We start from the raw sequence: 13,541 nt of genomic DNA, 5'->3' as shown, positions 1-13,541 counted from the left end.
AACTTGATGGTGATATGAATAGCGACCCTAGAATAACATGCGATCCGGCTGCACGGCCACCCATTGCGCCACAGGAAAAAGCCGGCTTGCGCAAAGCCTTGCTGACGGCCCGGCGCGCCCTGCCCGACGCCACGCGCGCGCAATGGGATGCGGCCATCGCGCAGCGCCTGCTGGACTGGTGCGCGCAGGAAAATGTCGAGGAACTGGGCGTGTACTGGCCCCTGCACGGCGAGCCGGACTTGCACGGCGCATATGCGCAATTGGCCGCGCGCGGCGTGCAATTAAGCTTGCCGGTGGTGCTGGAAAAGCATGCGCCGCTGGCATTCAGCAATTGGACGCCCGGTGAAGCCATGGTGAAGGATGGCATGGGCGTGGCCGTGCCGGCCCAACTGCGCCTGCGTGCGGCGCCCGCCACCCTGCTGGTGCCCTGCCTGGGTTTTAACCAAGAACGCTTTCGCCTCGGCTATGGCGGCGGCTACTATGACCGCACCCTGGCGGCCACGCCCCGTCCGCGCACCCTCGGCATCGCCTATGCCTGCCTGTCTGCCAGCTTTCCCAACGGCGAATACGACATCGCCCTCGATCACATCGTGACCGAGGGCGATCTTTTTTAACGCGTCAGGACGGTTTATTTCACCAGGCGCTGCCACAGTGCGGTCGTAGGCGCCGCCTGGTTCATGCTATAGAAATGCAAGCCTGGCGCGCCGCCTTCCAGCAGACGCTCGCACAAGCCCGTCACCACGTCCAGGCCAAAGGCCTTGATCGACGCGCTGTCGTCGCCGAAGCTGGCCAGCTTCAGACGCACCCAGCGAGGAATTTCCGCACCGCACATGTCCGAAAAGCGCATCAGCTGCGTGTAGTTCGTGATCGGCATGATGCCGGCCACGATAGGCACGTTGATGCCCATCTTCTGCGTCTGCTCGACAAACTGGAAATACGCGTCGGCATTGTAGAAGTACTGGGTGATGGCGGCATCGGCGCCAGCCTGCACCTTGCGCGCGAACGCGTTCAGGTCGTCCTGCGGCGAACGGGCTTGCGGATGCACTTCCGGATAGGCGGCCACTTCGATATGGAAATGGTCGCCCGTCTCGGCGCGGATGAATTCCACCAGCTCGTTGGCATAGCGGAACTCGCCCGAGGCGCCATAGCCGCTGGGCAAGTCGCCGCGCAAGGCCACGATACGCTTCACGCCGGCCGCCTTGAAATCGGCCAGCACGGCGCGGATCGATTCGCGCGAGCCGCCGACGCAAGACAAGTGCGGCGCAGCCTGTTCGCCGGCCGCCAGGATCTCGCGCACGGTGTCCAAGGTACCTTGCTGCGTGGTGCCGCCGGCGCCAAACGTCACCGAGAAATACTTCGGATGCAATTCAGACAATTTGACACGCGTGGCACGCAGCTTTTCCGCCCCTTCCGGGGTTTTCGGCGGGAAAAACTCAATACTGAAATTATGCTTTTCCATCGTCGTTACTCAAAAGTAAGGTCGACAGGGCCCAGGAAATGATGCTGTACAAAATGGCACCGCCCACGGCAGACCAGAAACTGGCAACATGGAAACCATCGATCATCTGCGCCACCAGCCAGAACATGAAGCCGTTGATGATCAAGATGAACAAGCCCAGCGACAAGAACGTCACGGGCAGGGTCAGCAGGATCAGCAAGGGACGGATCAACGCATTGACCAGCCCCAGCACGGCAGCGGCCAGCAGCGCCGTCCAGCCGCTGCTCATCGTCACCGAGTGCATCAGGTAGGGGACGGCAAACAGGGCTGCCGCATTGATAAACCAAATCAGTAGCAAGCGCATTTCTCTAGCCTGTCAAAAATAGGGTCAGGCCGGCGGCAGGCGCCGGCCCTCAGAGGGTGAGTTACAGCCCAGAGCTACCGATTAATAGCGGTAGTGTTCAGGCTTGTAGGGGCCTTCTTGACGCACGCCGATATAGTCGGCTTGCTCTTGCGTCAGTTCCGTCAGCTGCGCATTTAACTTTTTGAGTTGCAGGCGGGCGACTTTTTCGTCCAGGTGTTTTGGCAGGGTGTACACGCCGACCGGGTAGTTGGCCGTGTTCGCGTACAGCTCGATCTGGGCGATCGTCTGGTTGGCGAACGACGAGCTCATCACGTACGACGGGTGGCCCGTGCCGCAACCGAGGTTGACCAGGCGACCTTCGGCCAGCAGGATGATGCGGCGGCCCGACGGGAAGATGATGTGGTCGACTTGCGGCTTGATGTTTTCCCACTCGTATTGTTTCAACGAAGCAACGTCGATTTCATTGTCGAAGTGACCAATGTTGCAGACGATGGCCTGGTCTTTCATGCGCGTCAGGTGATCGTGCGTGAGGATGTGATAGTTGCCGGTGCAGGTGACGAAGATGTCGCCGTGTTCGCAGGCGTAATCCATGGTCACGACGCGGTAGCCTTCCATCGCCGCCTGCAGTGCGCAGATCGGATCGACTTCCGTTACCCACACTTGCGCCGACAGGGCGCGCATGGCTTGGGCCGAACCCTTGCCGACGTCACCGTAACCGGCGATAACGGCCACTTTACCGGCGATCATCACGTCGGTGGCGCGCTTGATGCCATCGACCAAGGACTCGCGGCAGCCATACAGGTTGTCGAACTTCGATTTCGTGACGGAATCGTTGACGTTGATCGCAGGGAAAGCCAGCTTGCCTTCCTTGTGCATCTGGTACAAACGGTGCACGCCGGTGGTGGTTTCTTCCGTCACGCCGAGGATTTCCGGCAGACGCTTCGAGTACCATGTCGGGTCGGCCAGCAGATGACGCTTGATCGAGTTGAACATGCAGATTTCTTCTTCCGAACCCGGATTCGCCAGCACCGACAGGTCGGTTTCCGCGCGCACGCCCAGGTGCAGCAGCAGGGTAGCGTCGCCGCCATCGTCGAGGATCATGTTCGAGTAGACCGCCTTGCCGTCCACGTTCGGCCATTCGAAGATGCGGTGCGTGTATTCCCAGTAGTCATCCAGCGACTCGCCCTTGATGGCGAACACAGGCGTGCCGGCGGCGGCGATGGCCGCGGCAGCGTGATCTTGCGTGGAGTAAATGTTGCACGATGCCCAACGCACTTGCGCGCCCAGTGCTTCCAGGGTCTGGATCAGCACGGCGGTCTGGATGGTCATGTGGATGGAACCGGTGATGCGCGCGCCTTTCAAAGGCTGCGCTGCCGCGAATTCTTCGCGGATGGCCATCAGGCCAGGCATTTCCGTTTCAGCAATCTTGATTTCTTTGTCGCCCCATGCAGCCAGAGTGATATCGGCGATGGTGTAGTCGTGTTGCGATTTGAGTACGGCGTTCATCACGCCCTCCTTTCAGTTGAAAAAGGTACGTGAGCGCAGTTGCAGGATATTCCGAGCCTGGCGAATTTCTTCGTCGCAACGCTCCTCGGACTGTGGATTTTAACATTGGCAAGGCTGGCGCGCCAGTTTGTTCGCCATGTATTGCCATGTAACAACACATAAAAAAAGCGCCCGCGGCCAGAGGCCGGGGCGCTTTTCTTGCAAGTCTGACTAGATTACTTCAGGCCGGCAGCGTCGCGCAGCAGAGCGACCTTGTCCGTGCGCTCCCACGTGAATTCCGGCTCTTCGCGGCCGAAATGGCCGTAGGCGGCGCTCTTCTGGTAGATCGGGCGCAGCAGGTCGAGCATTTGCACGATGCCTTTTGGACGCAAATCAAAGTGCGCCAGCACCAGCTTGGCGATTTCCGCGTCGGGAATCACGCCCGTGCCTTCCGTGTAGACGGTGATGTTGATCGGCTTGGCCACACCGATGGCGTAGCTGACCTGCACCTGGCATTGGCGCGCCAGGCCGGCCGCGACGATGTTTTTCGCCACGTAACGGGCCGCGTAGGCTGCCGAACGGTCTACTTTCGATGGATCCTTGCCCGAGAACGCGCCGCCGCCGTGCGGGGCTGCGCCACCGTAGGTATCGACGATGATCTTGCGGCCGGTCAAGCCGCAATCGCCTTGCGGACCGCCGATGACGAAACGGCCCGTCGGGTTGACGAGGAATTTCGTGTCGGTCAGCCATTCGCGCGGCAGGATCGGCTTGATGATTTCTTCGATGACGGCTTCTTCGATCTGCTTGTGCGAGATTTCCGGCGCATGCTGGGTCGACAGCACGACGGTGTGCACGCCGACGGGGCGGCCATCGACGTAGCGCAGGGTCACTTGCGATTTCGCATCCGGACGCAGCCATGGCAGACGGCCATCCTTACGCAGCTGCGACTGGCGCTCGACCAGGCGGTGCGCGTAGTGGATGGCGGCGGGCATCAGCTCGGCCGTTTCATCGCAGGCGTAGCCGAACATCAGGCCCTGATCGCCAGCGCCTTGATCCAGGTCAATCCCCGCACCTTCATCGACGCCTTGCGCGATGTCCGGCGACTGCTTGTCGTAGGCCACCAGCACGGCGCACCCCTTGTAGTCGATGCCGTATTCCGTGTTGTCGTAGCCGATGCGTTTGATGGTTTCGCGTGCAACTTGAATATAATCCACATTGGCGTGCGTGGTAATCTCGCCAGCCAGCACCACCAGACCGGTGTTGCACAGGGTTTCAGCAGCCACGCGGGCGGCTGGATCCTGGGTCAGGATGGCGTCAAGGATGGCGTCGGAAATTTGATCGGCAACCTTGTCGGGATGGCCTTCCGAAACGGATTCGGAAGTGAAGAGATAGTCGTTTGACATTGCAAGCTCCTGTTTACTATGTGAATGTTCTGTCGCAGTAAAGAGGATTTTGCCTGCGACGCTTTAGCGAGATTTATATTCCGCATCGCAAGTTGTCTATTAACTCAGCGGTTACTGCATACGTGGTATTTTACGCTTCTTAAAAAATTTTGGCACGGCAACACGCCATTCCTGGAAACCGCTTATACATGTTAGTCCCAATTTTCCGCTTCTTATCGATCTTTCCCCTGCCCGTCCTGCATGGCCTGGGCGCTGCGCTCGGCTGGGTGATTTACGCCATTTCCCCGTCCTACCGCCGCCGCATGCGCGAGAACATGCAAGGTGCGGGGTTTTCGCAACACTTGCACACGGCCGTGGCCGAAGCGGGCAAGAGCGTGCTGGAACTGCCCTTCATCTGGTGCGCGCCGGCCGAACGCGTGGCGCGCCATGCGACGGTGGAAAACTGGGAACTGGTGGAAAAGGCGCTGCAGCACGGCCGCGGCATCGTCTTCCTGACGCCGCACCTGGGCTGCTTTGAAATCGTCGCGCAACAGATCGCGCTGCGCACGCCGCTCACCGTGATGTACCGCCCGCCCAAGCGCGCCGCCTTGAAACCGCTGATCGAAGGGGCCCGCGCGCGCGAAAACCTGATGCTGGCGCCGGCCAATATGTCGGGCGTGCGCATCTTCGCCAAATGCCTGAAAAAAGGCCAGCCCATCGGCCTGCTGCCCGACCAGGTGCCGCAAGAGGGCGAAGGCGTGTGGGCCGATTTCTTCGGCCGCCCCGCCTACACCATGACCCTGCCGGCCAAGCTGGCGCAGATGGGCGGCGCCGAAGTCATCATCACTTACGCGGAACGCCTGCCGGGCGGACGCGGCTATGTCGTGCATTTCGTGCCGTTTACCGAATCGCTGGACAGCACTTCGGCCGAGCAGGCGCGCACCATCAACGCGGCCATGGAACAACTGATCGCGCGCAGCCCGGCGCAATACCTGTGGAGCTACAACCGCTATAAAGTGCCGCGCGGCGCGCCGCCGCCCACGCCCGCCACGTCCGATGCCGCCAAGGAGCAGGCATGAGACTGCTGATCGCCTTCATGTGGCTGCTGCACTGGCTGCCCTTGCCCATCCTCGGCCGTTTCGGCGTGGCCGTCGGCAGCCTGCTGTTCATCGCCATGCCCACGCGCCGCGACATCGCCCTGACGAATCTGCGCCTGTGCATGCCGGAATTAACGGAAAAGCAACGCGTGGCGCTGGCGCGCCAGCATTTCCAGGCGTACTCGCGCAGCGTGTGGGAACGCAGCATCCTGTGGTGGTCATCGGAAGCACGCCTGAACCGCCTGATCAAGAAGGTGCCCGCCTTCCCCGGCCAGCAGATCGCGGCCAAGCCGACCATCCTGCTGTGTCCGCACTTTGTCTGCCTCGACGTGGCCGGCGCCGCTACCGCCATGGAGATCTCCGCCTCGTCGATGTATGTGCAGCAAAAGAACGCCGCCTTCGACCAGGCCTTGCGCAACGGCCGTTCGCGCTTCAAGCCGCCCAAGCTGTTTACGCGCCAGGACGGCATCAAGACGATTCTGCGTGCGCTGCGCGACGGCTTGCCGTATTTCATGCTGCCGGACATGGATTTCGGCGAGAAGGATGCGGAATTCGTGCCCTTCTTCGGCGTGCCCGCCGCCACCCTGACGGCCACGGCGCGCCTGGCGCTGGCCGCCAAGGCGCAAGTCATTCCCGTTATCGCCACCTTTTTGCCCAATTACCAGGGCTGGCAAGTGACGTATTACCCGGCCTGGGATGACTATCCGGGCGACGACATCACGGCCGCCACGCGCCGCATGAACGAATTCATCGAGGAGCGCGTGCGCGAAGCGCCGGCCGAGTATTTCTGGACGCATAAACGCTTCAAGACGCGTCCGGAAGGCGAAGCATCGTTCTATAACCAGCACAAGTGATACGGCAGAACATGAAACTTCAATTTACCAAAATGCATGGCGCCGGCAATGACTTCATCGTCATCGATGCCATCCATCAAGATATCGACTTCACGCCGGCCCAGTGGCAGCGCCTGGCCGACCGCCGTTTCGGCATCGGCGCCGACCAGATCCTCGTGGTGGAAAAGCCGCGCCTGCCCGGCTGCGACTTCCGCTACCGCATCTATAACAACGATGGCGGCGAAGTGGAACAGTGCGGCAACGGCGCGCGCGCCTTCGTCAAGTTCGTCAGCGAAAAGGGTTTATCGACCAAGGACAGTATCCGCGTAGAAACCATGGCCGGCATCATCGCGCCGCGCCTGGAACTCGACGGCAGCATCACGGTCGACATGGGCGCGCCCGTGCTGGAGCCACAGCTGGTACCGTTCGATGCCAACGGCATCGATGGCGTGGCGCAAGGCAACGACACTGTGTGGCCGCTGGACCTGGCCTTGCCGGGCCAGACCTCTCCCGTGCTGGTGTCGGTCGTGTCGATGGGCAATCCGCATGCCGTGCAAGTGGTCGACGATGTCGATGCGCAAGACCTGGAAGTGACGGGCCCGCGCATCGAGCACCACCCGCGCTTTCCCCGCAGGGTCAACGCCGGCTACATGCAGATCGTCGACCGCCAGCACGTGAAACTGCGCGTGTTTGAACGGGGCGCGGGTGAAACCCTGGCGTGCGGCACGGGCGCCTGCGCCGCCGCCGTGGCCGGCATCCTGCGCGGCTTGCTCGATTCCCCCGTGCGCATCAGCGCGCGCGGCGGCGAACTGTCGATCGCCTGGCAAGGCCCCGGCCAGCCCGTGCTGATGACGGGCCCGGCCGTGACCGTGTTCGAAGGCACGATCGAGTTGTAGACGGGTGAAAGTGAGCAGTAAAAGTCAGGCCGCCAAAAACTGCTGTTCCTGCGCGACATCAAGTTCCGCCAGGTAGCACTTCAGGCGGTACAGGCGCTGCCGGTAATTGCCTTCCGGCCCCGCCACGCCGCAATCGACGCGCTCGAACAGGCGCACCGCCTGGTCGAGCAGCTGGCGCTCCTGCGCCGTGCGGATCAGCACCAGGCGCCGCTTGCCGCGCCCATGCGTGGCGCTGATATCGATCAGCAGACAATGCCCCTGGTCGGCTGCATGGATATCGAGCAGCAGCGCCTCGGCACGCGACAGATGAAAGCAGCGCGCCAGTGCCAGCCGCGCCGCCAGCAGGGGGTGGCTCTGGCCCAATTGCCGCAAGTGCCCATCGGCGTGCATGGCGGCGCACTGGCCCCAGTCGCCGGGTTCGCCTTGCGGCGCAATCTTCGCCAGCGCCGCCTCCGCTTCACGACTACCTTGCGCCTGCGCCTGCAGCAGCCAGTACGCGGCCCGCACATCATTGTTGACGCCGTCGCGGCGATTGCGCCAGGCATGCATGCCGCACTCGAGCTGGGCCGGGCCATGCCCCAGGTCGGCGGCACGCTCCAGGCAGGAATGGGCTTCGACCACATTGCGTTGGGAAAATTCCGGTTTCGTATAGATGCGCGACAGCACGAACCAGGCTTCGGCCAGTCCCTGCTCGCCAGCCTGCGTCAACCAGCGCACGGCCCGCTTGAAATTGGCCGCGCCATTGCGCGTGGCCAGGCGCTGGCCATGCGCATCCATGCGCGCATAGCCGAGCCCCAGCTCCAGCTGCGCCGTGCGGTCGCCGCCATGCGCGGCCAGTTCGCAACACTGCCATCCCTCCGCATCGCCGCCAGGCGCCAAGGCCTGGGCGCACCGCGACAGCAACAGCACCTGCTGCGCGTCGAGGGCGATCGTGCGCGCCCCGGCCGTTGCCTGGCGCTGCAGCAATTCGCGCGCCAGCGGCAAGCCTTGCGACAGGAAGCCCGCATGGTTGCCCTGGCTCCATGCCTGCTCCAGCCAGGCGTACAGCGGCGCGTCGCCATCGAAGGCGTGCTCGCCAGCCAGGCTGGTGGCCGGCCCGGAAGCGGCAAGCGATCCCTCTTGCATGGATAACAACCATTGCGCATCGGGCAAGCCGGCGCGCACGGCGGCGTCCAGCGCCACGCGCGCCTTGGCGCGCATGGTTTCACAGTGGCTGGCGGCATTGCCCAGCACCAGCTGCGCCAGCACCAGGCCCGCCTGCACCAGGCCCGCGTCGAACGCCTGCGCGTAATACGGGATCAGCGCCTTGGCTGCCGGTTGCGCCACTTCGAACGGCACGTGCGTGCCTATCAGCAGGCACGCTTCCTCGCTATCCTCCTGGGCCGCCCGCGCCAGCCAGTGCAAGGCCGTGGGCAAGCTTTGCGGCACACCCTGTCCAAACAGATACACGCGTCCCAACGCCAGCTGGCAAGCCACATCGCCCGCGCGTGCGCCCTTGATCAATCCTAATGTTTCGCGATTTGCCATCGATTCTCGATATTGAGTCAATGATTCTAATAATAGTGAGCCGTCTCCAGGCCCATCAATGTAGGCCGTCCCTTAGTGTAACGTCCTTGTGTCATAAATCCGCCAAAGCCGGCTTAAGAACTTGATTCAACGCAACAATGTCCTGGCCCGGACACGCCAAGATGACGAGGCGCGGCTGGCGTGACGATGGGGAAACGCGTGCCCCCGGCGCAGGACCGGCAGAAACCGCGCGTTACAAAAATACAACAGGGGCATGCAGTTATGCCGCTTTTCACCAATCTTTTCACGCACATTTGACCAATCCCGCACGTCTTGCGCGCCGACGAATTAAGGTTCATTCATCGAAACGCGACAGTTAGCGTGTTTCAATCTGCTCGGATCTCGGACGGAACTCACTTTTAATAGGGAATAAGACATGAAAAAATCACTCGTTGCCCTCGCACTCTTCGGCGCCTTTGCCGCAACCGCACAAGCGCAGTCGTCCGTCCAAATCTACGGCACGATCGATGCAGGCCTGGGCAAAGCGACTGGTTCGACCACCGCCGTCACCAAACGCGACAACAATAAACTGGGTTTCAAGGGCACGGAAGATCTGGGCAATGGCTTGAAAGCTATTTTCCAACTGGAAATTCGCTATGAATCCGACACCGGCACCGTTGAGAACACGTCGGGCATCAATTCGCGTCCCCTGTTTCAGGGTCAAAGCCGCGTCGGCCTGCAAGGCGACTTCGGTACCGTGCGCCTGGGCCGTGGCCTGACCGCCTTCCAGGAATCGAGCACCGCGTTCGAACCATGGTCGGGCATGCCTACGACAGCCGGTTTCCAAACCGACATCACGGTAGCCGCCTACAGCAGCGATCCACTGAGCGCGCCAGGCAATTCGCGTAACCGCTTCTCGAACGCCGTGTTCTACAACTCGCCAGTATTCAGCGGCTTCCAGATCAATGCCACCGTCGCCGCCAAGGAAGCCAACAACAACTTCGCCGTCCCTGCCACGGCAGCCAACCGCGCCGTGCCGCTCAATGCCGTGCCAGAAGTGAACCCGTACTCGGTTTCGGCCACGTACAACAACGCGCAATTCGCCGCCATGGCTGCCTACGAGCGCAATGCGCTGGAAGCGAAACTGTGGTCGGTTGCCGCATCGTTCAATCCAATCACGGAACTGAAACTGATGGCATCGTACCAGCATCAGGATGACAGCAACTTCAAGCTCGTCAATACGGATACCAAGGCATGGCTCGTTGGCGCCAACTACGACGTCGGCCCAGGCAAGATTCGCGCTGGCTACGGTCAAAAAACGCCAGACGGCGTGACCAAGACCAAACAAGCATCGCTGGGCTACGACTACAACCTGTCGAAGCGCACCTACCTGTACGCGGACATCTCGAACCGCAAGGATGCTGTTTCGAAGACCTACATCGGTCTGGGCTTGCATCACAACTTCTAATGGCCGGCCAGTCACCCTCCGCGGGTGATTGCTAAGCCAGGAGTACAAGGCGGCATGGGCAACCATGCCGCTTTTTTCATGGGCGCACGGAAAATGCATCGCTACCGTCCCCTTTGCGCCTATGGCGCCGCACTCTCGGTTAGAATGAAGTGTTCAACTTTCACTGACAGATATTCTCAATGACCGCCACACTCGATTCCAGCACCGTCGCCCAGTACCTGAGCGAGCACCCGAATTTCTTCGAAGAGCATACCGCCCTGCTCGGTGAGGTCAAGCTGAGCAGCCCGCTGACGGGACGCACCATCTCGCTGCAGGAACGGCAGATGGAAGTGATGCGCGACAAGTACAAGGCGCTGGAACTGCGCATGTCCAAGCTGAGCCGCCTGGCCGAGGAAAATGGCGACATCGCCAGCAAATTCCACGGCTGGAATCAGGCCATGCTGCAAGTGCGCAACGATGCAGACATGCCGCGCGTGCTGGTCGATGCCTTGCACAGCAATTTCGACGTGCCCTACGTCAGCCTGCGCCTGTGGCAAGTGCTGCCGGAACACGCCAACGGCTGGTTCACGGACGATGTCACGGCCGATGTGCGCATGTTCGCCAACAGCCTGCAAACGCCGTACTGCGGCAGCAACCGCGATTTCGAAGCCGTGCACTGGTTGCAGGCAGATAAAATCGAATCGGCCGTCATGATCGCCCTGCGCGCGCCTGGCACGACGGGCACTTTCGGCTTGCTGGTGCTCGGTTCGCCCGACAGCGAACGTTTTACCTCGAGCATGGGCACGGATTTCCTCGTGCATATCGGCGCCACGGCCAGCGCCGCCCTGGCCGCGCTGCGCGCCGGCTCGCCTGCCTGAGTCAGCCATGAACGAGGCGCGCGGCAAGGCCGAGTGGCTCGACGCCTACCTGGCGCAGCTGGCCACGCAGCGCAAGCTGTCGCCGCATACGCTCGACGCCTACGGGCGCGACCTGCGCACCTTGCTGGAACTGAGCGGCAACACGCCCTGGACGGCGCTGGCGCACAACGAAGTGCGCCGCTACACGGCCAAGCTGCATGCCGGCGGCCTCGACCCGCGCTCGATCGCCCGCAAGCTGTCGTCGTGGCGGGGATTTTTCAACTGGCTCAGCGGCGAGACGGCGCTCGACGCCAATCCCGTCGACGGCATCCGCGCCCCTAAGCGGGCCAAAACGTTGCCCAAAGCCCTGTCGGTGGATGACGCCGTGCGCCTCGTGGCGCCCGCGCAACACCAGCAAGGCGCTGCGGAACCGGAACAACTGTGCAACCGCGCCATGTTCGAACTGCTGTACTCGAGCGGCCTGCGCGTGTCCGAACTGACCAGCCTGGATACCCATTACTGCAAGGCGGAAAATGGCCAGCCCGCCTCGCTGGGCTGGCTCGACATGGCCAGCTTCGAAGTCATCGTCACGGGCAAGGGCAGCAAGATGCGCAAGGTGCCCGTCGGCAAGGCGGCCCTCGTGGCCCTGACCGCCTGGCTGGGCGTGCGCCCGCCAGCGGCCGATGGCAGCGCTGCCTTGTTTTTAAGCACGCGCGGCACGCGCATCTCGCCCCGCGTGCTGCAACTGCGCCTGAAGGCGCACGCGCTGGCCACCGAAATTCCCGCGAATGTGCACCCGCACGTGCTGCGCCACTCGTTCGCCTCGCACGTGCTGCAATCGTCGGGCGACTTGCGCGCCGTACAGGAAATGCTGGGCCATTCCAGCATCACCTCGACCCAGGTCTACACGGCCCTCGACTTCCAGCACCTGGCGCACGTGTACGATCAGGCGCACCCGCGCGCCAAGCTCAAGTAGGCGGCCGCGCCAGTGGGGCAGCCTGATCCATATCAAGCGGATGGGCGCGCATTTGCAAGCTTTTGCAAAATTCCGGCATAATCGTCCGCATTCTTCCGCTTGCGCGGCGGCACCACCGATTACAAGGCATCTCTCATGGCACTGATTCCAACCACCATCCTCACCGGTTTCCTGGGCGCAGGCAAAACCACCTTGCTCAACCGCATACTGCAGGAAGACCATGGCATGCGCATCGCCGTGATCGAAAACGAGTTTGGCCAGGAAAACATCGACAATGAAATCCTGGTGCAGGATAGCAACGAACACATCATCGAGATGAACAACGGCTGCATCTGCTGCACCGTGCGCGGCGACCTGATCGTGGGCCTCACGGAACTGGCGCGCAAGCGCGACGCCGGCTTGCTGGCCTTCGACCGCGTCGTCATCGAAACGACGGGCCTGGCCAATCCCGGCCCCGTGGCGCAAACCTTCTTTGTCGACGAAGAAGTGGGCAGCCACTACATGCTCGACGCTATTATCACGGTAGTCGATGCCCGTCATGCCATGAAGCAACTGGACGAATACGAGGAAGCCCAGCGGCAAGTGGGTTTTGCCGACAAGCTGCTGCTGTCGAAAACCGACCTCGTCAGTGAAGAGGACGTGACCACGCTGACGCGCCGCCTGAAGCGCATCAATCCCCGCGCACCGATCGCCAAGGTCGATTTCGGCCGCGCCCCGCTGGCCGAAGTGCTCGACATCCGCGGTTTCAACCTGAATGAAAAGCTGGAACTGGACCCGGATTTCCTGGCCACGGAAACGGCGCACGTCCACGACCACGATCACGCGCATGCGCACGCAGAGGAGCACGGCCACGAGCATGAACACGCACACGAACACAGCGACGCCTGCGCCACCGATTGCGGCCATGCCGACCACCACCATGCGCAGCACAGCGACGATATCGCCGCCTTTGTTTTCAAGAGCACGCAACCGTTCGACAGCGCCAAGCTCGATGAGTTCCTCGGCGGCCTGGTGCAAGTGTATGGCCCGCGCATGCTGCGCTACAAGGGCGTGCTGCTGATGCAGGGCGCCGAACGCAAGGTGGTCTTCCAGGGCGTGCACCAACTGATGGGCAGCGACCTGGGCGCCAAATGGGGCGAAAACGAAGTGCGCGGCAGCAAAATGGTGTTTATTGGCAAGAATCTACCAAAAGACATTTTTATTCGCGGACTCGAACAATGTTTGGTATAAACTAGCCGGGTTTTGCAAAGTATCCGTTGC

Annotated in this window: 13 protein-coding genes and 1 riboswitch; of the genes, 8 read left to right on the top strand and 5 right to left on the bottom strand. The window is 61.9% G+C overall.

Annotated elements, in window-relative coordinates; all coding sequences use genetic code 11:
- The first annotated feature begins 86 nt into the window (after nucleotides 1-86).
- Nucleotides 87-614 (top strand): 5-formyltetrahydrofolate cyclo-ligase, encoded by a 528-nt coding sequence (locus tag SJI03_RS06855; protein WP_099377878.1) that lies wholly within the window; start codon nucleotides 87-89, stop codon nucleotides 612-614.
- 14 nt (nucleotides 615-628) lie between these two features.
- Here the strand turns inward: SJI03_RS06855 and metF are convergent, their stop codons facing one another.
- From metF to metK, 4 genes are all read right to left on the bottom strand, one after another.
- Entirely contained in the window at nucleotides 629-1,459 is an 831-nt protein-coding gene (gene metF, locus SJI03_RS06850; RefSeq protein ID WP_035823894.1) for a methylenetetrahydrofolate reductase [NAD(P)H], read from the bottom strand.
- The gene (locus tag SJI03_RS06845) at nucleotides 1,446-1,802 is read right to left on the bottom strand and encodes a phage holin family protein (RefSeq protein ID WP_077398738.1); all 357 of its coding nucleotides are present in this window, start codon (nucleotides 1,800-1,802) and stop codon (nucleotides 1,446-1,448) included. Before SJI03_RS06845 ends, metF begins: the two co-directional genes overlap by 14 nt.
- A gap of 81 nt (nucleotides 1,803-1,883) precedes the next feature.
- A complete protein-coding gene (gene ahcY, locus SJI03_RS06840; protein ID WP_322426648.1) occupies nucleotides 1,884-3,308 on the bottom strand; it encodes an adenosylhomocysteinase in 1,425 nt (474 codons plus the stop codon).
- 24 nt (nucleotides 3,309-3,332) lie between these two features.
- Nucleotides 3,333-3,401, bottom strand: a riboswitch (S-adenosyl-L-homocysteine riboswitch).
- A 122-nt stretch (nucleotides 3,402-3,523) separates the two neighbouring features.
- Entirely contained in the window at nucleotides 3,524-4,690 is a 1,167-nt protein-coding gene (gene metK, locus SJI03_RS06835) for a methionine adenosyltransferase (protein ID WP_035823888.1), read from the bottom strand.
- A gap of 188 nt (nucleotides 4,691-4,878) precedes the next feature.
- Here metK and SJI03_RS06830 point away from each other — a divergent pair, with 188 nt between their 5' ends.
- Genes SJI03_RS06830 through dapF form a run of 3 tightly spaced genes read left to right on the top strand, consistent with a single transcriptional unit; the run spans nucleotide 4,879 to nucleotide 7,495 of the window.
- Nucleotides 4,879-5,748 carry a lysophospholipid acyltransferase family protein gene (locus SJI03_RS06830; protein ID WP_322426647.1) on the top strand — a complete coding sequence of 290 codons (870 nt, stop codon included), beginning with the start codon at nucleotides 4,879-4,881 and terminating at the stop codon, nucleotides 5,746-5,748.
- Nucleotides 5,745-6,620, top strand: a complete 876-nt coding sequence (locus SJI03_RS06825; protein ID WP_322426646.1) for a lipid A biosynthesis acyltransferase — start codon at nucleotides 5,745-5,747, stop codon at nucleotides 6,618-6,620. Before SJI03_RS06830 ends, SJI03_RS06825 begins: the two co-directional genes overlap by 4 nt.
- A gap of 11 nt (nucleotides 6,621-6,631) precedes the next feature.
- A complete protein-coding gene (dapF, locus tag SJI03_RS06820; protein WP_322426645.1) occupies nucleotides 6,632-7,495 on the top strand; it encodes a diaminopimelate epimerase in 864 nt (287 codons plus the stop codon).
- A gap of 24 nt (nucleotides 7,496-7,519) precedes the next feature.
- On the opposite strand, the gene SJI03_RS06815 is transcribed toward dapF, so the two are convergent.
- Nucleotides 7,520-9,022: a hypothetical protein gene (locus SJI03_RS06815; RefSeq protein ID WP_322426644.1), complete on the bottom strand. Its 1,503-nt coding sequence runs from the start codon at nucleotides 9,020-9,022 to the stop codon at nucleotides 7,520-7,522.
- A 415-nt stretch (nucleotides 9,023-9,437) separates the two neighbouring features.
- Here SJI03_RS06815 and SJI03_RS06810 point away from each other — a divergent pair, with 415 nt between their 5' ends.
- The 4 genes from SJI03_RS06810 to SJI03_RS06795 all read left to right on the top strand — a co-directional run bounded on the left by SJI03_RS06810 (nucleotide 9,438) and on the right by SJI03_RS06795 (nucleotide 13,511).
- Nucleotides 9,438-10,469: a porin gene (locus SJI03_RS06810; protein WP_322426643.1), complete on the top strand. Its 1,032-nt coding sequence runs from the start codon at nucleotides 9,438-9,440 to the stop codon at nucleotides 10,467-10,469.
- A 179-nt stretch (nucleotides 10,470-10,648) separates the two neighbouring features.
- Nucleotides 10,649-11,326 carry a DUF484 family protein gene (locus tag SJI03_RS06805; protein WP_322426642.1) on the top strand — a complete coding sequence of 226 codons (678 nt, stop codon included), beginning with the start codon at nucleotides 10,649-10,651 and terminating at the stop codon, nucleotides 11,324-11,326.
- A 7-nt stretch (nucleotides 11,327-11,333) separates the two neighbouring features.
- Complete coding sequence (locus tag SJI03_RS06800) at nucleotides 11,334-12,281, top strand: tyrosine recombinase XerC (RefSeq protein ID WP_099377870.1); 948 nt, start codon at nucleotides 11,334-11,336, stop codon at nucleotides 12,279-12,281.
- A gap of 135 nt (nucleotides 12,282-12,416) precedes the next feature.
- A complete protein-coding gene (locus tag SJI03_RS06795) occupies nucleotides 12,417-13,511 on the top strand; it encodes a GTP-binding protein (RefSeq protein ID WP_322426641.1) in 1,095 nt (364 codons plus the stop codon).
- Nucleotides 13,512-13,541: the final 30 nt, after the last annotated feature.

It is taken from the genome of Janthinobacterium sp. GMG1, from assembly GCF_034427795.1.
Classification (GTDB): domain Bacteria; phylum Pseudomonadota; class Gammaproteobacteria; order Burkholderiales; family Burkholderiaceae_D; genus Janthinobacterium.
The sequence above is the reverse complement of the archived record's forward strand: the minus strand, read 5'-3'. Positions and strand labels throughout refer to the sequence as shown.

Excerpts from the sequence above, each read along its gene's own strand:
- SJI03_RS06810 (WP_322426643.1), top strand. The coding sequence starts at position 9,438 with ATGAAAAAATCACTCGTTGCCCTCGCACTCTTCGGCGCCTTTGCCGCA.
- SJI03_RS06845 (WP_077398738.1), bottom strand. The coding sequence starts at position 1,802 with ATGCGCTTGCTACTGATTTGGTTTATCAATGCGGCAGCCCTGTTTGCC.
- metF (WP_035823894.1), bottom strand. The coding sequence starts at position 1,459 with ATGGAAAAGCATAATTTCAGTATTGAGTTTTTCCCGCCGAAAACCCCG.
- metK (WP_035823888.1), bottom strand. The coding sequence starts at position 4,690 with ATGTCAAACGACTATCTCTTCACTTCCGAATCCGTTTCGGAAGGCCAT.
- SJI03_RS06795 (WP_322426641.1), top strand. The coding sequence starts at position 12,417 with ATGGCACTGATTCCAACCACCATCCTCACCGGTTTCCTGGGCGCAGGC.
- SJI03_RS06800 (WP_099377870.1), top strand. The coding sequence starts at position 11,334 with ATGAACGAGGCGCGCGGCAAGGCCGAGTGGCTCGACGCCTACCTGGCG.
- dapF (WP_322426645.1), top strand. The coding sequence starts at position 6,632 with ATGAAACTTCAATTTACCAAAATGCATGGCGCCGGCAATGACTTCATC.
- ahcY (WP_322426648.1), bottom strand. The coding sequence starts at position 3,308 with ATGAACGCCGTACTCAAATCGCAACACGACTACACCATCGCCGATATC.
- SJI03_RS06830 (WP_322426647.1), top strand. The coding sequence starts at position 4,879 with ATGTTAGTCCCAATTTTCCGCTTCTTATCGATCTTTCCCCTGCCCGTC.
- SJI03_RS06815 (WP_322426644.1), bottom strand. The coding sequence starts at position 9,022 with ATGGCAAATCGCGAAACATTAGGATTGATCAAGGGCGCACGCGCGGGC.
- SJI03_RS06825 (WP_322426646.1), top strand. The coding sequence starts at position 5,745 with ATGAGACTGCTGATCGCCTTCATGTGGCTGCTGCACTGGCTGCCCTTG.
- SJI03_RS06805 (WP_322426642.1), top strand. The coding sequence starts at position 10,649 with ATGACCGCCACACTCGATTCCAGCACCGTCGCCCAGTACCTGAGCGAG.